At 44.6% G+C, this 22,209-nt stretch carries 18 protein-coding genes; 10 read left to right on the top strand and 8 right to left on the bottom strand.

Annotation, left to right across the window (positions count from 1 at the left end; genetic code table 11):
* Positions 1-72 precede the first annotated feature (72 nt).
* Positions 73-720: a molecular chaperone TorD gene (gene torD, locus ATG66_RS14535; RefSeq protein WP_098416002.1), complete on the bottom strand. Its 648-nt coding sequence runs from the start codon at positions 718-720 to the stop codon at positions 73-75.
* A 265-nt stretch (positions 721-985) separates the two neighbouring features.
* On the opposite strand from torD, the gene torR reads away from it, so the two are divergent.
* Positions 986-1,696 (top strand): two-component system response regulator TorR, encoded by a 711-nt coding sequence (gene torR / locus ATG66_RS14530; protein WP_098416001.1) that lies wholly within the window; start codon positions 986-988, stop codon positions 1,694-1,696.
* A 724-nt stretch (positions 1,697-2,420) separates the two neighbouring features.
* Positions 2,421-3,377, top strand: a complete 957-nt coding sequence (locus ATG66_RS14525; RefSeq protein ID WP_098416000.1) for a chemotaxis protein CheV — start codon at positions 2,421-2,423, stop codon at positions 3,375-3,377.
* A 153-nt stretch (positions 3,378-3,530) separates the two neighbouring features.
* Here ATG66_RS14525 and ATG66_RS14520 read toward each other — a convergent pair whose 3' ends face one another.
* Positions 3,531-4,277 carry a YciK family oxidoreductase gene (locus tag ATG66_RS14520; protein WP_098415999.1) on the bottom strand — a complete coding sequence of 249 codons (747 nt, stop codon included), beginning with the start codon at positions 4,275-4,277 and terminating at the stop codon, positions 3,531-3,533.
* A 264-nt stretch (positions 4,278-4,541) separates the two neighbouring features.
* Between ATG66_RS14520 and sohB the strand changes: the two genes are divergently transcribed.
* The 8 genes from sohB to ATG66_RS14480 all read left to right on the top strand — a co-directional run bounded on the left by sohB (position 4,542) and on the right by ATG66_RS14480 (position 13,337).
* A complete protein-coding gene (sohB, locus tag ATG66_RS14515; RefSeq protein WP_098415998.1) occupies positions 4,542-5,603 on the top strand; it encodes a protease SohB in 1,062 nt (353 codons plus the stop codon).
* A gap of 205 nt (positions 5,604-5,808) precedes the next feature.
* Positions 5,809-6,489: a (d)CMP kinase gene (gene cmk / locus ATG66_RS14510; protein WP_098415997.1), complete on the top strand. Its 681-nt coding sequence runs from the start codon at positions 5,809-5,811 to the stop codon at positions 6,487-6,489.
* A gap of 110 nt (positions 6,490-6,599) precedes the next feature.
* Positions 6,600-8,270, top strand: coding sequence for a 30S ribosomal protein S1 (gene rpsA, locus ATG66_RS14505; protein ID WP_098415996.1), 1,671 nt, complete (start codon positions 6,600-6,602; stop codon positions 8,268-8,270).
* A gap of 213 nt (positions 8,271-8,483) precedes the next feature.
* A complete protein-coding gene (ihfB, locus tag ATG66_RS14500; protein ID WP_011080796.1) occupies positions 8,484-8,765 on the top strand; it encodes an integration host factor subunit beta in 282 nt (93 codons plus the stop codon).
* A gap of 289 nt (positions 8,766-9,054) precedes the next feature.
* The gene (locus ATG66_RS14495; protein ID WP_098415995.1) at positions 9,055-9,351 is read left to right on the top strand and encodes a LapA family protein; all 297 of its coding nucleotides are present in this window, start codon (positions 9,055-9,057) and stop codon (positions 9,349-9,351) included.
* An 18-nt stretch (positions 9,352-9,369) separates the two neighbouring features.
* A complete protein-coding gene (lapB, locus tag ATG66_RS14490) occupies positions 9,370-10,545 on the top strand; it encodes a lipopolysaccharide assembly protein LapB (protein ID WP_098415994.1) in 1,176 nt (391 codons plus the stop codon).
* A gap of 83 nt (positions 10,546-10,628) precedes the next feature.
* A complete protein-coding gene (gene pyrF, locus ATG66_RS14485) occupies positions 10,629-11,330 on the top strand; it encodes an orotidine-5'-phosphate decarboxylase (protein ID WP_098415993.1) in 702 nt (233 codons plus the stop codon).
* Positions 11,331-11,498: 168 nt separating this feature from the next.
* Positions 11,499-13,337 (top strand): extracellular solute-binding protein, encoded by a 1,839-nt coding sequence (locus ATG66_RS14480; protein ID WP_098415992.1) that lies wholly within the window; start codon positions 11,499-11,501, stop codon positions 13,335-13,337.
* Between the two features lie 77 nt (positions 13,338-13,414).
* On the opposite strand, the gene ATG66_RS14475 is transcribed toward ATG66_RS14480, so the two are convergent.
* The 6 genes from ATG66_RS14475 to ATG66_RS14450 form a co-directional block, all read right to left on the bottom strand.
* A complete protein-coding gene (locus ATG66_RS14475; RefSeq protein ID WP_098415991.1) occupies positions 13,415-13,993 on the bottom strand; it encodes a PqiC family protein in 579 nt (192 codons plus the stop codon).
* Complete coding sequence (gene pqiB, locus ATG66_RS14470; RefSeq protein WP_098415990.1) at positions 13,993-15,639, bottom strand: intermembrane transport protein PqiB; 1,647 nt, start codon at positions 15,637-15,639, stop codon at positions 13,993-13,995. The genes ATG66_RS14475 and pqiB overlap by 1 nt, the downstream gene beginning before the upstream one ends.
* The gene (locus tag ATG66_RS14465; protein WP_098415989.1) at positions 15,632-16,963 is read right to left on the bottom strand and encodes a paraquat-inducible protein A; all 1,332 of its coding nucleotides are present in this window, start codon (positions 16,961-16,963) and stop codon (positions 15,632-15,634) included. Before ATG66_RS14465 ends, pqiB begins: the two co-directional genes overlap by 8 nt.
* Before the next feature lie 126 nt (positions 16,964-17,089).
* Positions 17,090-18,142: a c-type cytochrome gene (locus tag ATG66_RS14460; RefSeq protein WP_098415988.1), complete on the bottom strand. Its 1,053-nt coding sequence runs from the start codon at positions 18,140-18,142 to the stop codon at positions 17,090-17,092.
* Positions 18,143-18,150: 8 nt separating this feature from the next.
* Positions 18,151-18,714 (bottom strand): c-type cytochrome, encoded by a 564-nt coding sequence (locus tag ATG66_RS14455; protein WP_373560852.1) that lies wholly within the window; start codon positions 18,712-18,714, stop codon positions 18,151-18,153.
* A gap of 397 nt (positions 18,715-19,111) precedes the next feature.
* Complete coding sequence (locus tag ATG66_RS14450; RefSeq protein ID WP_098415986.1) at positions 19,112-22,204, bottom strand: tetrathionate reductase subunit A; 3,093 nt, start codon at positions 22,202-22,204, stop codon at positions 19,112-19,114.
* Positions 22,205-22,209 lie beyond the last annotated feature (5 nt).

The raw sequence follows: 22,209 nt of genomic DNA, 5'->3' as shown, positions 1-22,209 counted from the left end.
ATCTACCAAGCATCTTGAAGTCATTGCGAATATGGGAAGCCCGATTTGAGGGCTTCTTAAAACAGGCGGCGATTATTCACCAAGAAGGTAAGTGCTGTCCAGTTTACAAAATGCAATTAATAGTTGCGCAACACTTGAGTAGAAACCGAATTCATCGAGCTGCTTACATTTTTGTCCAAATTGTGGCAGCCAAGACATCAACTGTTGTTGAATGAAGCAGTTTTGTTTAACAAACGCTTTTTCCATATGTTTGTCTTGTTCTAGTTCATTAGAGCGGATGATCATGTTGCCTAAAAAGTCGAGCTCAACGGCTAAGTGATCGGCTGGCTCTTTGAGGTTAACATCAACCTGAACGCCAAATTCACTCATTAATTTTTCCATCTCTTCCGCTGGTTTGTCATTGAGTAAGCCTGATTCACCAATGTACATTGAAGCGTAAGGGAGGGCGCCGTATTTTTCCGTCTTCAAGAACAGTTCGCAAAAATCTGCGGCAAGCTCTAGTTGTGCGTCTTGACGATCTTGTAGGCGATTCAATGCGTTAACAAGACTGTCAACAGCAGGTTTAAGGGATTCATTTTCACCTAAACCCGCTAAAAAACTGCGAATTTCAACACTGTGGTAGGTTTCCAATTCTTTATCTGATAGTTCTTTGGCGAACAAGCTCGAAAACCACCAGTAAATTTCAGCGCGTTTTTCATTAAAAGCTTTCACTTCTTGCATTTTTGGGCTCCTGAATGATGCTTTAAGTCGTGCACCATAAGGTCAATTAGGGATATTTCCTAAGTGTAATCAATTAAAATGAATAGCAGTAACTATAATTGTTATGTTTTATAGCAAAAAATGTTCATTTGTTAATGGTGGTGGGTAAGTTTGTTTTGAATCAATAAAAACGCTAAATCTTGCTTTTTAATGTATCTATGACTAGAAATGTTACTAGTTATGAATAGAATACGTCTTGGATAATAAGAAGACAGAAGTGGTGTAAATGAGCTATCACGTATTAGTCGTAGAAGATGATGTTGTAACGCGTAGTAAGCTTGCGGGATATTTCCAAAATGAAGGTTATCAAGTTAGCGAAGCAGAAAGTGGCGCAGAGATGCGCGAAGTTCTGCAAGCGGGTGATGTAGACCTTATCATGTTGGATATTAACCTGCCGGGTGAAGACGGCCTGATGCTTACTCGCGAACTACGTAGCCAGTCGGATATTGGCATCATATTAGTAACAGGACGCACGGATAGCATTGACAAAATCGTAGGTCTAGAAATGGGCGCTGACGATTATGTGACAAAACCTTTTGAACTCAGGGAACTCTTGGTTCGCGTTAAGAATCTACTGTGGCGTATTTCAGCAGCCCGTCACGGTAGTAATAAAACGGCAGAAGCCAATGAGGAACACATTGTTCGCTTTGGAGAATGGACATTTGATATTCAGCGCCGTGCACTAAGCCGTAATGGCGACCCCGTGAAACTGACCAAAGCGGAGTATGAACTTTTGGTCGCGTTATCGTCGTACCCGAATCAGGTGTTAAGTCGTGAGCGTATCTTGAATATGATTAGTCATCGAGTGGACGCGCCGAATGATCGTACCATTGACGTTTTGATTCGACGTATGCGAGCTAAGATGGAGTTTGATCCAAAGAACCCACAGATTTTCGTGACGGTTCACGGAGAAGGCTATATGTTTGCTGGGGATTAATTCTCAGGTGCAGAGAAGAAAAGGAGAGTATTCGCTCTCATGACGTTCAGCTAAGTCAATAGTTGTCAAAATAATTGAACGATCCTTTGTGTATGTAAAAATCCGATAAACAGTGTTTATCGGATTTTTTATGCACGTTTCCCAAGTTCAGCATCGTCAATTAATGGTGGTCTAACAAAGTAAACTTCAGCGGATTGACTAATCGCTGAGCTGATTGAAGAGACTAACTGATAGCTTAATCTAAGGCATAATACTCGTTGAGCGAAACGCTCTCTCAAAGGTAAAGTTGTTCAAACACTCGGAAGGCACGATAAGCCAGTAAATGAAAAATTGCCCCTCAATCGAGCAAAGTTGGCCTCGACTCCCAGTGAGGTTATCGTGCGTCTCATATCGTGAATAAAAACGAAAAGTAAGACGATGTATTGACTTCAATTATATAATACGCCAAGGAGGAATCTGAGTGGTGCTACATTGCTATATTTGTGCCATTCATGTAATTTCTTAAAAAGCTCACTGAATATATATATACCCAAACGATTCCAAGTTACAGAGCCAGAGTATTACCAGTGATTTTTCCTTAATCAAAGTAACCTAGCGGAATAGTCCCCATTTCCAAGGCCATTTTCGTTAAACCATTTACCACGAAATTATCTGGGTATATAACCTCGTGGTATACGCATCGGTTTAGAATAAAACAATAATCATCCAGAATTTAGGTAGTAGTATGTCCGGAGTGTTAAATACGGTTGATCAGCGTACAAACTTAGTTGGTGAGAACCGACTAGAGCTTCTGCTGTTCACTTTAAATAGTCGTCAATTGTTTGCTATTAATGTGTTCAAAGTCAAAGAGGTGATTAAGCTTCCACCGTTGACCAAGCTTCCTAGCTCTCACTATAACATTCGTGGTGTAGCCTCCCTAAGAGGTGAAGCGGTGCCTGTCATTGATTTACGCGGTGCTATTGGCTTCCCTGCTTTGCGTGGTGAAGCGGAAGAAGAAAATCTGATCGTGACTGAGTACAATCGTACTGTTCAAGGTTTTTTGGTGGGTTCAGTTAAGAATATTATTAATACCGCATGGACAGAAATTCAGCCGCCACCGTCAACATCTGGTCGTTCTAATTATCTAACGGCTATCACCCAAGTCAGAGATGCTGATGCTTCTCAGATTGTTGAAATTATTGACGTTGAAAAGGTATTAGCGGAAATTGTGCATTACGATGTCACGATTTCAGCCGATATTTTAGATGAAGAGCTTTCTCAAGCAATGGTCGGACGTAATGTTTTAATTGTGGATGATTCTTCTACGGCTCGTAATCAGGTTCGCGATACGCTTTCCCAATTGGGCATGAACATCATCGAGTGTCGCGATGGCCTAGAAGCGCTGACGGTTCTAAAGCGTTGGTGTGATGAAGGTAAGGATGTTGAAAAAGAACTACTGATGATGATTACAGACGCGGAAATGCCGGAGATGGATGGTTACAAACTTACTCACGAAGTTCGTAATGACCCTCGAATGTCAAAATTATTCATCACATTAAATACCTCACTAAGTGGCAGCTTTAATGAAGCGATGGTGCAAAAAGTGGGCTGTGATCGTTTGATTTCTAAGTTCCAGCCCGACTTATTAGTTGAAGCAGCACAAGATAGACTGCGGCTTGTTCTTGTAAATGATGCGAAATAGGCTTTAGGTATAAAAGGGAGGGACAGCCTCCCTTTTTTCAAGAACTTCTTTCACCATTTAGTTCTTTTTGAGTTGAGCTAAGCTGGGTTCTGCGCTCGGGCAACATTTACTGCCTCTTAAATCAATTGCACGAGGTTAGTTAGGTAAGGGGGATCACTTACGTTTCGGCTGTGCATCGATGCATTGACCGTTTACATTTGTCACTGAAGGATCCATAAGGTGGAGATACAGTGGCATAATATCCAGTGGTGTTTTTAGAGTATTCGAATCTTCACCTGGGTATGCTTTTTCACGCATACGGGTACGGGTTGCACCAGGGTTAATCGCGTTAACACGGACTGGTGTATCACTCAGCTCGTCAGCCAGCACTTGCATCATGCCTTCTACAGCAAATTTAGAGATTGCGTATGCGCCCCAGAAAGCACGGCCAGAATGACCAACGGTTGACGAGGTAAACACGATACGACCCGCTTCTGATTTACGCATCACAGGCAGTAGTGCTTGAGTCATCAAAACTTCCGCTTTCACATTGATCTGCATGATGTCATCGAAGTCTTCTTCGTTGAGCTGCTCAAATGGGCACAACGCACTCAGTACACCCGCATTGTGTAGTAGCCCATCCAAGCGACCAAATTGCCCCTCAATAGTTTCCGCCATATCAATGTAATGTTGTTTCGTTGCGCCTTTTAGATCAAGAGGAATGATAGCGGCTTGTGGGTAGCCAGCTGCTTCAATCTCATCATAGAGAGATTCAAGATTTTGAACATTTCTGCCTAAGAGAATAACAGTGGCGCCGTGCTCGGCGTAAGAAAGCGCGGCTTGACGGCCGATGCCATTACCAGCACCAGTAACAAGAATGACTTTACCTTTTAGGGCATCAGCTGAAACAGAGTAGTTCACGGTGATAAATCCTTATTATTGTAAGAGGGTCCATGATAGTTAATTGACGCTAAAAACGTCTGTTCTTCAATGGAAAATCTTGGTAATCGTGACGAGATGGTTACAATACACCAATTCATGTGTTATACCAATTCCAGAACTTTCGTTAGGTATGTTATCCGAACGCTATCAATCAGAACAAGTGGTTACAAAACTCGTTGCCTTCTCGCTGATGTTTCTGCGTAACATAACGACGTAACCTAGAATGAGATAAAGGAGCTCTCGTTGGAATTTTTATTAAATTATGGTCTATTTTTGGCCAAAATCATCACGGTTGTTGCCGCGATAATTGTTCTACTCATTATTGTGAAATCGGCTGGTGGCAAGTCGGGTGCAGCGAAAGGGGAGTTAGAGATTACCAATCTTTCGGAACAACACAAACAATCTGTTGAGCAGTTAGAGCATCACTTACATGACGATGCTTTCATTAAGGCGCGCGATAAAGCCGTCAAGAAAGAAGAGAAAGAGAAAAACAAATCTCGTGAAAAAGAGATCAAGCAAGCGAATAAAGAGGGGGCACTAGATAGCAAGCGTGAACCTCACTTATTCGTTCTCGATTTTAATGGCAGTATCGATGCGAAAGAAGTGAACTCATTACGAGAAGAAATCACTTCTATTCTTGCTGTCGCACGTGAAGGTGATGAAGTGTTGCTTCGTCTAGAATCTGGCGGTGGTATGGTTCACGGTTACGGTCTCGCCTCTTCTCAACTTGACCGTATTAAAGCCGCTGGTCTTCCTCTGACCATCTCTGTTGACAAAGTTGCAGCAAGTGGCGGTTACATGATGGCATGTGTAGCAGATAAGATTGTTTCTGCGCCATTTGCGATTGTGGGCTCTATCGGCGTTATCGCGCAAATTCCTAACTTCAACAAACTGTTGAAGAAGCATGACATTGAGTACGAACAATTAACCGCAGGTGAATATAAACGCACGTTAACGATGTTTGGTGAGAATACCGACAAAGCGCGTGATAAATTCAAGCAAGAGCTTGAAGAAACACACGTTTTGTTTAAAGACTTCATTCGTGAGCGTCGTCCGAGTCTAGACCTAGATAAAGTAGCCACTGGTGAGCACTGGTTTGGTAAACAAGCAAAAGAGCTGGGTTTAGTCGACGACATCACGACATCTGATGATATTGTCGTTGAAGCATGCAAAGAGAAAACCGTACTCGCTGTGCATTATGTTCAAAAGAAAAAACTGGCAGACAAGCTAGCAGGTGTCGCGGGCAAAGTCGCTGACAGCGTGATCTTAAAGCTGGCAGAGCGTGGTCAAAAGCCGATTGTTTAAACGAATTTAACCGCGATTGAATTTGTAAACGGCGAGGAGAAACTCTCGCCGTTATTCGTTGAGCTTTAAGCCACTTTATAAATCCAATTACGTATTGGGTGGATGTCTTACACGACATTTTTCCTCGCTCCAAGAGGCGATTGCACGTATAATGTGCGCCTCGAAAACCGAGCGAATTGCTGAAAAATTATAGGTGGAGAAGAACATGTCCTCTCAAACTCCGGTTGTAACCGTAGATGGACCTAGTGGTGCAGGTAAAGGCACTTTGTGTATGTTGCTAGCGGAAAAGCTGGGATTCCAACTTTTAGACTCTGGTGCGATTTATCGTGTACTTGCCCTTGCTGCGATTCATCATGGTGTTGACACTGAGTCAGAAGACGCGCTTGTCCCATTGGCAACACACCTAGACGTTCAATTTGTCGCTGAAGGTGACCTAGTTAAGGTGATTTTAGAAGGCGAAGATGTATCAAGTGAACTTCGTAAAGAAGAAACGGGCATGGCAGCGTCTAAAGTAGCGGCACTACCACGTGTTCGCGAAGCACTGTTACGCCGTCAGCGTGCCTTTGAGGCTGCTCCGGGCCTAGTCGCTGATGGTCGTGATATGGGGACAATTGTATTCCCTGCAGCACAAGCGAAAATTTTCCTTGATGCGAGCGCTGAAGAGCGTGCAAATCGACGCCTTAAACAGTTGCAAGAGAAAGGGTTAGATGTTAAGTTTCCTGACCTTTTAAGCGAGATCCAAGAGCGTGACGATCGAGATCGTAACCGCCCAGTGGCGCCACTACGCCCTGCAGAGGATGCGCTTGTGCTAGATTCTACGTCGATGACTATCGACGAAGTGGTAGAAAAGGCACTACACTATATCGAATCGAAGCTAGCTGAGTAATGATACTCGGCTAGACTAAGAGCGTTGGTCGCAAGGATGATGACTGGCGAATTTAATAACCCCATGCGGTAGGATACCCGTGGACGTTTAATTTATTGAAGATTAACTAAATGACTGAATCTTTTGCTCAACTCTTTGAAGAGTTTCTAAACGAAACAGAATTCCAACAAGGCAGCATCGTTAAAGGTACTGTAGTCGCTATCGAGAACGGTTTCGTTCTTGTTGACGCTGGTCTTAAGTCTGAATCTGCTATCCCTGCTGAACAGTTCAAGAACGCTGCTGGCGAACTTGAAGTTGAAGTTGGCGCTGAAGTAGATGTAGCTCTAGACGCTGTTGAAGATGGTTTCGGTGAAACTCAACTTTCTCGTGAGAAAGCTAAGCGTCACGAAGCTTGGATCGTACTTGAGAAAGCTTACGAAGAAGCTGAAACTGTTGTTGGTATCATCAACGGTAAAGTTAAAGGCGGTTTCACTGTTGAACTAAATGGTATCCGTGCTTTCCTTCCTGGCTCTCTAGTAGACGTACGTCCAATCCGCGACACTGCTCACCTAGAAAACAAAGAGCTAGAGTTCAAAGTTATCAAACTTGACCAAAAACGTAACAACGTAGTTGTTTCACGTCGTGCTGTTATTGAATCTGAAAACAGCGTTGAGCGTGACGAGCTTCTAGAAACTCTACAAGAAGGTTCTGAAGTTAAAGGTATCGTTAAGAACCTTACTGATTACGGTGCGTTCGTTGACCTAGGTGGCGTTGACGGTCTTCTACATATCACTGATATGGCTTGGAAGCGCGTTAAGCACCCATCTGAAATCGTTAACGTTGGTGACGAGATCCAAGTTAAAGTTCTTAAGTTCGACCGTGAGCGTACTCGCGTATCACTAGGTCTTAAGCAACTAGGCGAAGATCCATGGGTAGCAATCGCTAAGCGTTACCCAGAAGGTCACAAACTAACTGGTCGCGTAACTAACCTAACAGACTACGGCTGCTTCGTTGAAATCGAAGAAGGCGTTGAAGGTCTAGTTCACGTTTCAGAAATGGATTGGACTAACAAGAACATCCACCCATCTAAAGTTGTTAATGTTGGCGACGAAGTTGAGGTTATGGTTCTTGAAATCGACGAAGAACGTCGTCGTATTTCACTAGGTCTGAAACAGTGTAAAGCTAACCCATGGCAGTCATTCGCTGAAGCACAAGCTAAAGGCGACAAAGTTACTGGTAAGATCAAGTCTATTACAGACTTCGGTATCTTTATCGGTCTAGAAGGCGGCATCGACGGTCTAGTTCACCTATCTGACATTTCTTGGAATGTTGCTGGCGAAGAAGCTGTACGTGAGTACAAGAAAGGCGACGAGATCTCTGCAGTTGTTCTAGCGGTAGACGCAGAGCGTGAGCGTATCTCTCTAGGCATCAAGCAAATGGAAAATGACCCATTCAATGCTTACGTTGCTGATAACAAGAAAGGTACTCTCGTTAACGCTACTGTAACTGCAGTTGACGCTAAAGGTGCTACTGTTGAAATCGCAGAAGGCGTTGAAGGTTACATCCGTGCATCTGAAGTATCTCGCGACCGCGTTGAAGATGCTGCTTTAATCCTAAGCGCTGGTGATGTTGTTGAAGCTAAGTTCACAGGTGTAGACCGTAAGAACCGTGTAATCAACCTATCTATCAAAGCTAAAGACGAAGCTGAAGAGCAAGAAGCAATGGCATCTGTTAACAAGCAAGATGAATCTTCTTTCGGTAACGCAATGGCTGATGCTTTCAAAGCAGCTAAAGGCGAATAATATACTCGCTTAAGCAAAAAAGGAGCCGCAAGGCTCCTTTTTTATATTTGAGCATATTTAAGTAGTAATACTAATGACGGTAAACTATCTTAATAAAAGGCATTTCCTCATTGCGCATTTTGCGTGAAATTTGTCTGGAATTGTTAGCAAGTGTTTGTTGGAATTAGTATTACTTACTATAATAAGTGATAAAGATACTCAAAGAGGGCAACTATGACTAAGTCTGAACTGATTGAAAGACTCTGTGCTGAGCAAACACATTTATCAGCGAAAGAGATAGAGGATGCTGTAAAAGATATTTTAGAGCACATGGCCTCTACGCTAGAGAGTGGTGATCGTATCGAGATCCGAGGCTTTGGTAGTTTTTCTCTTCATTACCGTGAGCCTCGCGTAGGTCGTAACCCTAAAACAGGCGATAAAGTGGAATTGGAAGGTAAATACGTTCCACATTTCAAACCAGGTAAAGAGCTTCGTGAGCGTGTCAATATTGGCTAAGGCACTCTTATTAGTTTGCAGAAAAAGCGGCATACTTTTTTGTATGCCGCTTTTTTTGTAATATGCCCAAACAACATCGAAGTCATGACCCAGCGAGAATATTTTACTTGTATTGGCTCTGACCGTTTTACGAACAGGTGTCGACACTCAAATAATTTTAACTTCTAGGCGTGTCTATAAACTAAGCATCTTGAGGTTACTTGGGTATAGATTATTGCTAATATACGTAGTCTGAAGAATTATTTTCCTGCATAATCTTACCGACTTACTCCTAGAAGGGTGATGTAACATGAAAATTATAAAAATCGTTGTTGTTTTAGCTCTCTTTTTAATTGCATTGGCATTAGGTTCGCAAAACCAAGAACTTGTGACCTTTAATTATCTTCTAGCAAAAGGAGAGTTCCACTTATCCACATTATTAGGCGTGGTATTTGTCGTTGGTTTTGCTTTAGCATGGATGATCTTGGGTAGTCTCCAACTAAAGACTCAGCTGCGAGTTCGTCGTTTGAAAAAACAACTGAAAAAATATGAGCCTGCTGAAGCGGAAAAAACGGCGAATAAGTCAGCCATCGAAAAACAGGCATAAGGATAAGGCTTTACTTTAATGCTTGAACTACTCTTCTTGTTATTGCCTATAGCTGCTGCATATGGCTGGTACATGGGACATCGCAGCGCTCAGCAAGACAAGCAGAAGCAATCTCATCAAATTTCTCGTCAATACATGACGGGTCTTAATCTGCTTCTTTCTGATCAATCAGATAAAGCCGTAGACCATTTTATTGAATTGCTCCAAGTTGATAACGAGACAATTGATACTCACCTTGCGTTGGGTAATCTCTTTCGTTCTCGTGGAGAAGTAGACCGTGCAATTCGAATTCACCAAAACCTCATTTCCCGCTCAGGGCTAACACTGGACCAGAAAAACCTCGCGCTTCAGCAACTAGCGAAAGACTACATGGTTTCTGGCTTTTTAGACCGTGCAGAAAGAATTTTTGAACAACTAGTCGAAGAGCCTGATCATAGAGAAGGGGCGCTTCAGCAGCTTGTTACCATTTACCAGCAAACGCGTGAATGGGAAAAAGCGATTTATTATGCTAATCAGCTAGCGAAAATGGGCAATAAACGCTCGCGAATACGTGCAAATATCGCGCACTTTTGGTGTGAGATTGCCATGCTAGATCAAGCTGATGGTAATACTAATAAAGCCATGCAGCATTTTAAAAAGGCGTTATCAGAAGATCCTAAATGTGTGCGAGCGAGTATTTCTCTAGGTCGAATTTATTTAGAGTCTGAAGATTACAAGCATACCATCAAGTACCTAACAGGTGTACTTGAGCAAGATAAGGACTTCATTAGCGATGTGTTACCTACCATTGCGGAATGCTACCACCATCTAGGGCAAGAAGATGAACTGGTCGAGTTTCTAAGGACCTGCATTGATAAAAAAGCAGGAGTGTCTGCTGAATTAATGCTGGCACAGTTGGTGGCTCACCATGAAAGTATCGGCTCTGCGCAAGAGTTGCTTACTAAACAGTTACTTAAGAATCCAACCATGAAAGGCTTTTATCGCCTGATTGATTATCATATTGCAGAAGCAGAAGATGGTCGTGCGAAAGACAGCCTTTCGACCTTACAAGCGATGGTTGGAGAACAGTTAAAAGTGAAACCGCACTACCGATGTCGGCAATGTGGCTTTTCTACTCATTCTCTTTACTGGCATTGTCCTTCCTGTAAAGGATGGGGGACGATCAAGCCAATCCGAGGATTGGATGGTGAATAGCTTTGATGCAGCAGGCAGGCTCTCTGTCCGCTGCATTTTTTTAACCTTTTATTTAACAAGAACCAAAATAATTAGGAGATGAAATGATCGACCAAAAAGTTATTGTCGCACTGGATTATGATAACCAAGCAGATGCGCTTGCGTTTGCAGATAGAGTTGATCCTGCGTCATGCCGTCTAAAAGTAGGCAAGGAAATGTTTACGCTATTTGGTCCTGATTTCGTACGTGAGCTTCACAAGCGTGGTTTTTCTGTATTCCTGGATTTAAAATTTCACGATATCCCAAACACATGTTCTAAAGCAGTACGTGCGGCCGCTGAACTAGGCGTATGGATGGTGAACGTACATGCCAGCGGTGGTGAGCGAATGATGGCGGCTTCTCGCGAGATTTTAGAGCCTTATGGTAAAGATCGCCCGTTGCTGATAGGTGTGACGGTATTAACCAGCATGGAACAGAGTGACTTGGCAGGTATTGGTTTGAATTTTGCACCTCAGGAGCAAGTGATTCGTCTGGCAACACTGACGAAGAACGCAGGTCTTGACGGTGTCGTATGTTCAGCGCAAGAGTCGTCATTACTGAAGAGCGAACTTGGTCAAGACTTTAAGTTAGTGACACCAGGAATCCGACCAGCAGGCTCTGAGCAAGGTGACCAGCGCCGTATCATGACGCCAGTGGACGCTATCCAATCCGGTTCTGATTACCTTGTTATTGGCCGTCCTATAACGCAAGCTGTTGAACCTGAAGAGATATTAAAGTCAATTAATGAAAGCTTAGCGAATATGTAATTGACCTTTAATCCTCTAGTAAAGGTGAAGCATTAGTGCTTCACCTTTTTCATTTCTGAAGGGCGCATTTTAGTCAATTATTAGGTTTGTATTCTATTATCTTAAGTATACGGCTAACACGCCGTTTCCCTTGTGTTGATCTTAGCTCGGAAGCAAAAAGGAAGAAATATGGCTAAAAAACGGCCATTACCAGTGCTCGCAACATTGACTGCTGCCAGTTTTCAACTGAATGCGGCAGAGTTGCCGGTTGGTATTGAATGGATTTCAAATAACAATGAACCCCTGTTTGCGTCTGAAAACGCCTTACGTGGTGGTACCTACCGTACTTATATTTCAAGTTTTCCGCAGACGTTACGTAGCGTTGGCCCTGATGCGAACTCTGGTTTGCGTCAATACCTGATGGACGGCTCGCCAAAACTTGCTCAGCGACACCCAAATACTGGGAAATGGATACCTCAACTCGCTAAGTCATGGGCATTCGAAGAAGATAACAAAACGGTTTTCTTTAGACTTGATGACACGGCAAAATGGTCTGATGGCGAAAAGATTACCGCAGATGATTATGTTTTCATGATGAAGTACTACAGGTCAAAAGACATTATTGACCCGTGGTACAACGACTTCTTCACGAACAGCATTGTTCGCGTTGCAAAGATTGATGACTACACGATCAAGGTGAATCTTGCTGTTGCTCAAAGCCATGATTTACTGATGGTGATGATCAATATGCCGAGTAATGGTTTTCAGCCTCGTCCGGAACACTTCTTTGACGGTGAAAAGGACGCCAATAATGATGGTATGCCGGATAACTTCGTCCGAAAATTCAACTTTAAAGCTGAGCCAACGGCAGCGCCTTACTATTTAGACAAAGTGAAGAAAGGTAAGAGTGTTACCTTCAAACACGTGGGCGAAGATTGGTGGGGGTATAACAACCGCTACTATAAAAACCGTTACAACGTAGAAAAAGTCCGCATTAAGGTGATTCGCGATCCTGATATTGCGATGAAGCATTTTGAGAAGGGAAGTCTTGATTATTTCGAAATGGTACTACCAAACTTTTGGCATGATAAGACCGATAGTGAAGTGTATAAAAAAGGCTATATCCAAAAATACTGGGGCTTTAACGAAGCACCACAAGGGGCTGGTGGTCTTTGGATGAATACAGCAATGCCGATGTTGGATAACCTAGAAGTGCGCAAAGGTGTTATGGCAGCAACCGATTATGACGGCATGATTGAAAATATCATGCGTGGAGATTATTCACGCAAGCCACATGGACTCGGTTTTGGCCACGGCGAATATGATGCTCCTAACCATACGCCGCCTAAGTTTGACGCTGATGCAGCGGTTAAACATTTCGAAAAAGCGGGCTTTGACAAAGTGGGCGCAGATGGTATTCGTGTCAACGGCAAGGGCCAACGCTTGAGCTTTGCTATCACCTATGGATACAATTCTTGGACACCGCGTATTGCGTACCTGAAAGAACAAGCAAAACTCGCGGGTCTTGAGTTCACGTTAAACTTGGTTGATGGCTCATCGGCGTTTAAATACATTCTTGAGAAAAAGCACCAGTTAGCGTTTTTGAATATGGGTTCTGGTGAGGTCCCAGCATATTGGGAGTACCTACACTCTGATAATGCGAATCGACCACAAACGAATGCTCATACCAACTACAGCAGTCCTGAACTGGACAAGTTGATTGAAGCCTACGACTCTGAGTTTGATCAGGAGAAGCGTTACGAGCTATCGCATCAAATCCAAAACTATGTCAGTAAAGCAAATATCATCGTTCCTGGTTACATGGTGCCTTATTCTCGAGTTGCCCATTGGCGCTGGGTTAACATTCCTAAAGATGGCATGACTAAAGCGACAGAATGGGTGCTTCACCCAATGGATATCGGCAATTTCTGGATCGACACCAAAGTAAAAGAAGAGACGGAGGAAGCGATGGATGAGGGTAAAACCTTCCCAGAGACAACGGTCATTGATGATCGCTACAAGTTGTAACTCCACAACTTAGCAGCGACAAAAATGAAAGCCTCGGAAAAGGGAAGCAACTTGCTTCCCATAAATTGATATTGAACTTAAATTTGTTTGGCAATGTCCGATGTCAAACTGTCCAGCCCGACGGATAAAGCGTCGACGAGTGCTTCATAGCCTTCCTCTTTTAGAGGCTGAGAGATTTGTACTGGCGCACTGTTTTCCACCTTACCTTCAGCATTAATGAGTAACCATTCGCCCTCAATTTCGACATTACCTTTGTAACTGCCATTAAACTTATTTAACGTAAGTTGGAGTGTTGCTTCATCGCTTTGATCCAACAGGTTGTTCATTTCAGTCGGCCAGTAATGGGGCTGTTTTTGGCGTAGATCTGCGACGATTCGTTGAGTGATTTGCTCAGAAATGCTCTGCGCCCATTGATTGTGTTTCGCCTGAATAACTTGCGTTTCAGAGGTGCGATAAACGATACCATTCTCGTTCAAATAACTTGCCAATTGCACTGGACGAACAACTAATGCAGGGCGCTGCGCAATATCAGAATTACTCAGTGTTACAGCTTCCGCCTTAGGTAGAAGGTACAAAGCCCCTTTAGTTTCTGGAGCGCTACTGCAACCTGTAAGGCCGACCAATAGTGCGATAGACAAAAAGAATACTCGTTTCATTATTTTTGGCCTTTAACTGGGGTTGGGTCACTGATTTCATCTTCTCCAAATACAAGAGAGTTTGGCTTTTCGTTTAATTGCTTCAGTACAGGTTTAAACTCCGTCATCACACTTTCTAGCTTTCTGAGCGTGGTTTCTATTTCACTGTACAGGGTTGAGTTTGGTCCATAGCCATCGAGTGTTTTTTGCAACTGCTGCAAGCTTTGGCGAATATCAGCAGGGATCTCTTGAGTGTCTTTTTGACTTAAAAGTTTATCAATACTGTTCGCAACGCGCTCTACTGAAGCCAACGTTTTCTCCGAAGTTTTTAGTGTTGAATTGAGAGAGCTTAGTGTTTCTTCCATTGGTAAGGTGTTAATCTTATTGAGGAAGTCATTCACTTGACGTTGAACCTGAGCAAAACCACCGCGCATGGTCGGGAATACTTCCAAACCTTCAAACTCGCTTGGTACATATTGCTCATCGTCGGGATAAAAATCGGCATCAATATAGAGAGCGCCAGTCAACAAGTTGCCCGTTTTTAAGGTGCCACGAAGGCCTCGCGCAAACTCCTTTTTCAGTTTTTTCTTGAACATCGGCAAGGATTGGGGTTGTAAGTCACCGTATACCCGTCCTAACTCAATGCGCACCAATATAGGGATCTTTTTCGCAGATAAGTTTTCTTCTGGCGTTGGTAAACGCATAGGCACTTTCGTGACAGTACCAATGCGAAGACCACGATATTCTACAGGCGCTTTACGTTTAAGACCGCGGACAGACTCATCAAATAACATAACAAATTCAATGTAGTCGTCGTACATCCCTTCACGCAGTTGTTTAATATCGTCATACAAGCGGAAGTTGGTCATGTCGTCTGTGAGCCGTTCGCCAGATTCAATACCCGGGATCGTATCAAAGGTTACGCCCCCGGTTAGCATGCTTTCTAGTGAGCCGAACTTGACCTCAAAGCCTTCTGAATTTAACTGCAAATCTACGCCGGAATTCAACCAGAACTTGGTACGAGTACGAATTAAACTGTCGTACGGTTTAAACACAAAGAGTTGATAAATGGCTCGACGAGTATCCACATCAAAGCGAGTTTTTTCGACGCGGCCAACGGTAAAACCTTTATAAATCACAGGGTCACCAACGCTAAGTTTACCGGCTTCACGATGCGTTAATACAATCCGTAACCCTTCTGCATCTGGCGAGGCTACGGGAGGGATGTCTAACACCGTAAACTGTTCTTTTTCGACCTGAGAGCTACCGGGTTGCAATTGGATATAAGCACCAGAAAGCAATGTCTCCAAACCAGAAATACCATCACGACCAATACGAGGTTTGACAACCCAGAGCATGGTGTCATCTCGTAACATGCGCTTTGCGTCTTTGTTCATTTGCGCTGTCGCGATGATGTGATCGTAGTTTTCACTTAATGTGACGTCAGTGATCAGTCCTACTTTTACGTTCAGAGCGCGGATTTCGGTCTTGCCGACTTCAATGCCTTCTGCGGTTGGTAGCTGTAAAGTAATCTGTGGGCCTGTACTGTCGATGTATTGAAACAGCATCCAAGCTCCCATTGCTAGCGCGAGGATTGGAACGAGCCAAATGGCTGAAATCTGCTGTTGCGGTTTGATCTGAGCGGTTACGTTGTTCTCATCACTCATATTTTGTGTTCTCTTTTAAGTTATCTGATATGGGTTCCTGCACTTCGCTTTGTGGTAATGGCCATAACAAACGTGAGTCAAAAATCATTGCAGAAAGCATAGTAAAAATGACCACTGCAGCAAAAGACAGTGCGGCAGGGCCTGGATAAATGGCCATTAAGTTCTGTAGTTGAACCAGTGCGACTAAAATGGCGACGACAAAAATATCGATCATTGACCAACGACCAATAAATTCAGTGAGGCGGTATAGTTTTAAGCGCGAGATACTCTCTTCAGGTGGAAGGTATTGCGCTCTTTGGGCGCTAAAATACAGCCAGGCGAGCGCGAACATTTTAGCAATCGGAATAAACACACTGGCGAAGAAGATCACCATTGCAATCGGGTAAGAGCCGAGGTGCCATAGCAAAATGACCCCTTCCATAATGGTTGAGCCTTCCGATTGACCAAGGCTAACGGTATACATCATTGGGTAGAGATTTGCCGGAATATAAAAAATGATTGAGGCGAACAATAAAGCCCATACTTTTTGTAAATTGTCTAAGGGGTTGTATTTATGAATCGGACTTTCACAACGAATGCAGTGTTGACGTTTTTTATCTTCAATAGGATTAAGTTGATGGCACGTATGGCAACCAATGTGATTATGGTCATGGTGGGTATCACCTTCTTTTACACTAGGTGGTGTGATGGCTGGAATAAAGTGCCCCCAAAGCCAATTTTTATCGACCATCGAGATACACTTCACCACTAACAGAGCATAAACGCAGAACGCCCAGAATGAGCTGCCCATACTAATATCGGCCAAAGACGCGATTTTAATTAAGCTCACCAAAACGCCAATTAAGAACACATCGACCATCAACCAAGGTTCGACCCGAAACAGAAGCCGACATAAGACTTTTGCCATCCTTTGCTGCCGTTTAGATGGCGTATGCTTGCGTGTTTTTAGAGCTTCAAAATGGAGAAATAAAATTAATCCTACGTAGATAGCGGGCAACACGACGACAGTGGCCAGTAGTAGGATGCCAAGAAGCGCATTTTTAAATTCTGCCAGCATTTTTGCTGCGTGTAGCAACGTGATTTCTTGTGATAGCCCTTGCACACTAAACGACATAAAGGGGAAGGCGATACTGAGTAGCAGCATAATCAAACATGCGGATGAAACCGCAATCACGCTTTGATAGGGCTTGGCATTAATTTTTGTCAGTGAATGCGCACATCGAGGACACTGAGCTTTCTGTCCCAGATCAAGTTCAGGAATGCGAACGACAAGGCCGCACTCTTCGCAAGAAATTAACTGACGTGAATTAGGTTGGATACTCATCGGAAAGGTTTTGGGTTCATTTGCCTTAAGAATACTCTGTTTTCACTAGGCACGCTTGTTTTGTCTTTCTTTAGGGAGGAATAGCAAAGCCTGCCCAGAGGCTCTGGGCAGGGAGTTGGCGGTTTTCTAGTCTACTGTTCCGCTATCAAATGCGTTCGAGCCTAACTGTTTTCCGTTAAGCGTTTTTCCGTAATAGCCTTGATGCTGGTGGTACTTCTCTGCGTTCGCGTCGACATTGCCTTTAAAGCGAGGGTCTTGAGGACGTTCGTGACTATTAACATACGCGGCGACATCCCATGCTTCTTGCTCGGTTAGTTGTACGCTTTTTCCAAGTGGCATATTTTCGTAAATAAAGTAAGCCGCGGTATTAATGCGGTGCATACCAGCGCCCCAGTTGTAGGCATTTTCACCCCAAAGCGGTGGAATATACGAATGCCCATCACGGCCTTTGATGCCCGAACCATCGGCGCGATGACACGTCTCGCAGTTATTTTTATACACTAAAGCGCCTCGTTCAGGCGATGGAGCTTGAGCTGGTGCGGCGATTTTTGGGTAGCCACGTCCAGTAAGATTACTGCGTTCTTCGATTGGTAGTGCTTGGGCAATTGCATCTGGTAATGGGAAGTTTTCCGTTTTGCCACCCACTTGTAATGCTTTAGCATCTAATTCAGGAATGGGCTCATCACTCATGCCATGACCATCAAGTAGTGCGCCCATTGACAGCCAATAAGCGTAAGCGCTAAGCGCAACAATTTCTGGTGAGTCGTAAGCCGGTGCTTTGCCATTCATCGAGTACTCAAAACAGCCTTGAATTCGGTCTGCATAGCTGTTGACGCGATCATTTTTCTTACGATAAGCCGGGTAGGCCATGTACGCTGCCCACAACGGCGCTGCGTTAGCTTTGCGTCCAGCTTCCATGTGGCAGTTCACGCAGTTTTGTTCATTGCCAATATATTGCCCGCGCATTTGTTGAGAATTCACAAATAACGAATAGCCGCGTTTTACTTGTTCACCAAATTTCGTATTGGGAATGGTACTGAGAGCACGAGGTTGTAAATACTCACCATGATTTTCTTTTTTAACGGCAGGTAATTCTGTTTGTCGGTCGGGTAATTGATCGTTCGCCATCGCAGCAACAGAAAGGATAGGGAGTACTAACAAAGAATAGAAACGTTTCATATCTGCTCCTAGTAACGTAATGAGGCAAAGTAGTAGGAAAGGTTTTCGATCTCTTTGTCAGTGAGATTCTTCGCGATTGTGCTCATCATATTGAGAGGATCACCACTGCGAGTGCCGTTTTTCCATGCCATCAATTGTGCTTTTAAATAGTCGGCATGTTGGCTGGCGAGGCGGGGGAACTTGTCGACCCCCATACCGCTTGCGCCATGACAAGTTGCACACGCAGGAATATTGCGGTTCCAATCTCCTTGGAAAATCAATTGACGATAAGGGTTGCGAATATCAGCTTGGTCTCCGCGCTGCTCAGGATTAGTGAATTCGTAGCTTGGCAGGCTAGCGAAATATCCCATCACTGCTTTACGGTCATTGGGATCGCTGAGTTCTTTAGCCATGCCTTGCATGACGACATTTTGCCGTTCCCCGCTGAGGAATAGCTCGATCTGAGTGTTGAGATAGTCGGCGTTTAATCCGGCAATCATAGGGGCGATGTTGGCTTGACCCATACCATCTTTACCATGGCATCCACTACACGTTTGGGCTTTTTCTGGAATTGATGAGGCGCTCGCGCCCATTGTGGTCGACAGTAAACAGGCCGTTACCACAGGAATAAATTTTGACATGCTGACTCACTTTGCTGTTTTTATTTATATTCCCAAATGGCTTCAAGATGCTTGGTTCAGCGAAGGTGGCTCGGATTACACACGCGACAATGATGTGACGATTTGTGGTACTAAATCCAGCGTCGTTAACAAAGTCTGCGGGCCAAGATAACGCTCTTTATCCTGCCTCTTGAAGTCACTTGGGAATAAGATTGTCGGCTTTGTCAACAAGTAAGGGTATTGTGGATTTCCACATATTTAGAAAGTCAGGGTAAACGCGAGCCCTTATTGGCTTACTGCTTAGATTATAGATTATCCCCAATAAAAAACGATAAAGGGCAGCTCAAATTCGCTGCCCTTATTTGCTTTGTTACGCTTTGAAGATTTTTGCGGGTAAGGATTGACGTGCGGCGGCACCGACGACCCAGTCGAGTAAAACGCCTTTTCCTTCTCGGGTAGGGTCAACCAAACCAATGTCGTTAATGTTTACGCCGTCTTGGCTGCGCGTTTGCACGGGCTGCTTTTGCTCTCCAATCCAGTGTGAACGCTGTCCTAACTCCGTATGTCCAAATCCGTGCTCAAAACCGAGAGTGCCTTGGCGAATACCACTGACCACCATCGCGAGAGCTTTAGTACTGGCTGACGGAGTTTCGATAATAAACTCGTCACCGGTTTCAATACCTGCGCGTTCTGCGTCGATAGGGTGAATATAAACTGGGTTAACTCCTTTGATGGAGTTTAACCTTGGCGATAAATTCGATACTGCACTGTGAATGTTGGACTTAAAGTTGGTTAAACTGAACGGCCATTCTGAACTTGGATATTGCTCATCTAACGGTGTGCCATCGGCCAGCTTTTGTGGGTGCCAGGTTGGGCAGCCAGTATAAAAATGACCCGTCATGGTGTTTCTTGCACTGCCGACGGTCTCATTCCAAATCGCGACAGGGCGTGTCCATTTATGTTTCATCTGTTCGCCTTGATATGCCTCGGTTGCATTTTCAAAGCGACCGCCGCGCGCAAAAATAAACGCCACGCGTTTCATTTCGTCGGGGGTTAATGTTTTTTGCATACTTGGGATCAAACGCTCCAAACCTGACCACGCAATATCTTCGGCGGACACTTCATGTACCCCGCCTTTTACGTAAGCCAAGTTAGCCGCAGAGCGTAAGTAGAAATCTTCCGCACTATGAAGTCCGTGCCAGTTTCCTTGCGCGTCTTGAATGGCGTTATCGCCAAATCCGCCTAATTGCATTTTCTTCGCAACATCAATCAGGAAGTTTTCTAAGCAGATACTGCGACCATCGACGGTTTTCTCTGTACGAGCGTCAACAATTGGCCAACGAGCGGTGACGGTTTTCACTGGCACACCATGCCAAGGAGTTGCCATTCCCCAGCTTTCGTAGGTCACGGTATCCGGTACGATGTAATCAGACAAAGCGGTGGTTTCGTTGATGAACGCGTCGACTGAGACAATCAATCCTAATTGCTTTGGGTCTTTAAGCTTGTCTTCTAACAACGTTTTTAAGCCGGGTACACCATACATCGGGTTCGCCATATGATTGATCCACGCTTTTACACGATATGGATATCCGTCAATGGCCGCAGATAAATGCTCAGTAAGCAGAGGCGCGGCGAACGGGTACCAAGGGGCGCGAGTCGGGTAAGGAGATTCGCCTGCTGCGACACGACGTTGATATTCACTGGTTTTATGGTACGGAAATTTGCTACGCGAAAGGAAGACGCCTTTCGGGCCAACCTTGCCGGCAAATTTGGTGAAGTCATAGCGAGGCCCATTGCCAGAAGTCGGGTATCCTCCCGCCTTTGCCATCGCGCCACCTTTCATGTTGATATTACCAATCAAGGCGTTGAGCATCATAATGGTAAATGAGTTATAGAAACCGTTCGTGTGCATGTTGCCACCGTGGGTATCGACAACCGCTTTGGTACCGTGGCTGGTGAATCGTTTTGCTAACTCAATGATTTGTTCCACCGCGATGTCACATTGTTGGCTGTAAAAGTCCAAACTGTATTTGAACGCCTCTTCTTTGAGTCTTTGCAGGGAAGATTTAACTTGAACGTCACCCGATGCCAGTGTCACGGTTTTATCGACAAACAGTGCCGCTTCATCAGTTTGGGTATGAACACCAAACTCACCGCTTTGTTGATCGACAATAACATACGGGTCAGAATCAGACAGTGCTTCGCCTTCAAACGCCAGTTCAAGATCGGACGCACGCAAGAACGTGCCGTTTCTAGGGTGCTGCTCATCGCTTATCACCAAATGCGTGGCATTACACCAGTGTGCTGTTCCCGCTCGCTTCATGGCGTTAGCGCCCGGCTGAGATAAAAAGATTTTATTGTAGCGTTGGTTGTCAATGATCCACTGGATCATGCCAAGCACTAGTGCTGAGTCGGTGCCAGGTTTAATCGGTATCCAGCGGTTGTTGTCACCGGCCGCTAAACTAGATGAGCCTGCAGGTAAGCTTGGAGTGATGATGGTGTATTCCAACTCGCCTTCAGTTCGCGCCTTCGCCAGTTGACGAGCCTGACGCTTAAATGGGTTGCCCGCGTGGGCTGGCGACATACCAATGAAAATGATGTATTCCGCGTTGTCGAAGTCAGGCTTTAAATGGGCGAACTTTTTCAAGTCATTCATAAATGCGCCGCTGCCAGCACGGAACGCATAGCCGCAGTAAGATCCATGGTGACCAAAGTTACGTGTACCATAGCTGTTAAAAGCGAAGCGTTTGAAGATGTCGTCTCGGCCTTCGTTCCCTGCGTTAGTCATTAACAACTGGTTCGCTTTCGGGCCATATTCTGGGCTGTCTGGATCCACGGGAGCGTTTAAATCTCGAATAGTACGTAGACCGTCAACATGACCCTCACCAAAGAGATCGCCACCTTCGACGACTTCGTCTACTAATTGCTCATAACTAATTGGGACCCATTTACCTTCGCCTCTTTTCCCAACACGTTTCAGTGGTTGGGTTATGCGATATGGACTGTTACGAATTTCTAACATGCCATTGCCACGAGCACAGGCGGTTGAGCGCCCTTCGAGGCCAGACTCACCCGCCATACTCAAATACGCTTCTTTTACTGGGGTCTCAAACGGAATGTGTTGCTGGTGAGAAAGCGGATGATATGGGTTGCCGCTGATACGCAAAATTTCGTCACTGCGGTTATCAACGCGAACACGCAAACCACACAGCGACCAGCAGCCAAAACACATTGAGGGTGCAACACGCTGGTTTGGGTTTGGGATCAGATTGCCCTTGTTATTGACTTTGTATTCTGGCTCAAGGGAGTTGCCGTGGTGAATGTCACGAGTCTTTTTACCTGCGGTGCCTTCAAGTGCACCTTCGACCATGTGTTTGGTGGTTGTGGCATAACCTGCAGCGAATGCGCCAAGCCCACCCACAGCAAGGCCTGATTTCAAAAACTGACGGCGTTTGTTATCCATAATGA

Source organism: Vibrio sp. ES.051, assembly GCF_002563795.1.
In the GTDB taxonomy this organism is placed as follows: Bacteria; Pseudomonadota; Gammaproteobacteria; order Enterobacterales; family Vibrionaceae; genus Vibrio.
The sequence above is the reverse complement of the archived record's forward strand: the minus strand, read 5'-3'. Positions and strand labels throughout refer to the sequence as shown.

Excerpts from the sequence above, each read along its gene's own strand:
- ATG66_RS14495 (WP_098415995.1), top strand. The coding sequence starts at position 9,055 with ATGAAAATTATAAAAATCGTTGTTGTTTTAGCTCTCTTTTTAATTGCA.
- ATG66_RS14475 (WP_098415991.1), bottom strand. The coding sequence starts at position 13,993 with ATGAAACGAGTATTCTTTTTGTCTATCGCACTATTGGTCGGCCTTACA.
- ihfB (WP_011080796.1), top strand. The coding sequence starts at position 8,484 with ATGACTAAGTCTGAACTGATTGAAAGACTCTGTGCTGAGCAAACACAT.
- pyrF (WP_098415993.1), top strand. The coding sequence starts at position 10,629 with ATGATCGACCAAAAAGTTATTGTCGCACTGGATTATGATAACCAAGCA.
- ATG66_RS14525 (WP_098416000.1), top strand. The coding sequence starts at position 2,421 with ATGTCCGGAGTGTTAAATACGGTTGATCAGCGTACAAACTTAGTTGGT.
- torR (WP_098416001.1), top strand. The coding sequence starts at position 986 with ATGAGCTATCACGTATTAGTCGTAGAAGATGATGTTGTAACGCGTAGT.
- ATG66_RS14465 (WP_098415989.1), bottom strand. The coding sequence starts at position 16,963 with ATGAGTATCCAACCTAATTCACGTCAGTTAATTTCTTGCGAAGAGTGC.
- ATG66_RS14480 (WP_098415992.1), top strand. The coding sequence starts at position 11,499 with ATGGCTAAAAAACGGCCATTACCAGTGCTCGCAACATTGACTGCTGCC.
- ATG66_RS14455 (WP_373560852.1), bottom strand. The coding sequence starts at position 18,714 with ATGGGCGCGAGCGCCTCATCAATTCCAGAAAAAGCCCAAACGTGTAGT.
- pqiB (WP_098415990.1), bottom strand. The coding sequence starts at position 15,639 with ATGAGTGATGAGAACAACGTAACCGCTCAGATCAAACCGCAACAGCAG.
- cmk (WP_098415997.1), top strand. The coding sequence starts at position 5,809 with ATGTCCTCTCAAACTCCGGTTGTAACCGTAGATGGACCTAGTGGTGCA.
- torD (WP_098416002.1), bottom strand. The coding sequence starts at position 720 with ATGCAAGAAGTGAAAGCTTTTAATGAAAAACGCGCTGAAATTTACTGG.
- lapB (WP_098415994.1), top strand. The coding sequence starts at position 9,370 with ATGCTTGAACTACTCTTCTTGTTATTGCCTATAGCTGCTGCATATGGC.
- rpsA (WP_098415996.1), top strand. The coding sequence starts at position 6,600 with ATGACTGAATCTTTTGCTCAACTCTTTGAAGAGTTTCTAAACGAAACA.
- ATG66_RS14460 (WP_098415988.1), bottom strand. The coding sequence starts at position 18,142 with ATGAAACGTTTCTATTCTTTGTTAGTACTCCCTATCCTTTCTGTTGCT.
- ATG66_RS14450 (WP_098415986.1), bottom strand. The coding sequence starts at position 22,204 with ATGGATAACAAACGCCGTCAGTTTTTGAAATCAGGCCTTGCTGTGGGT.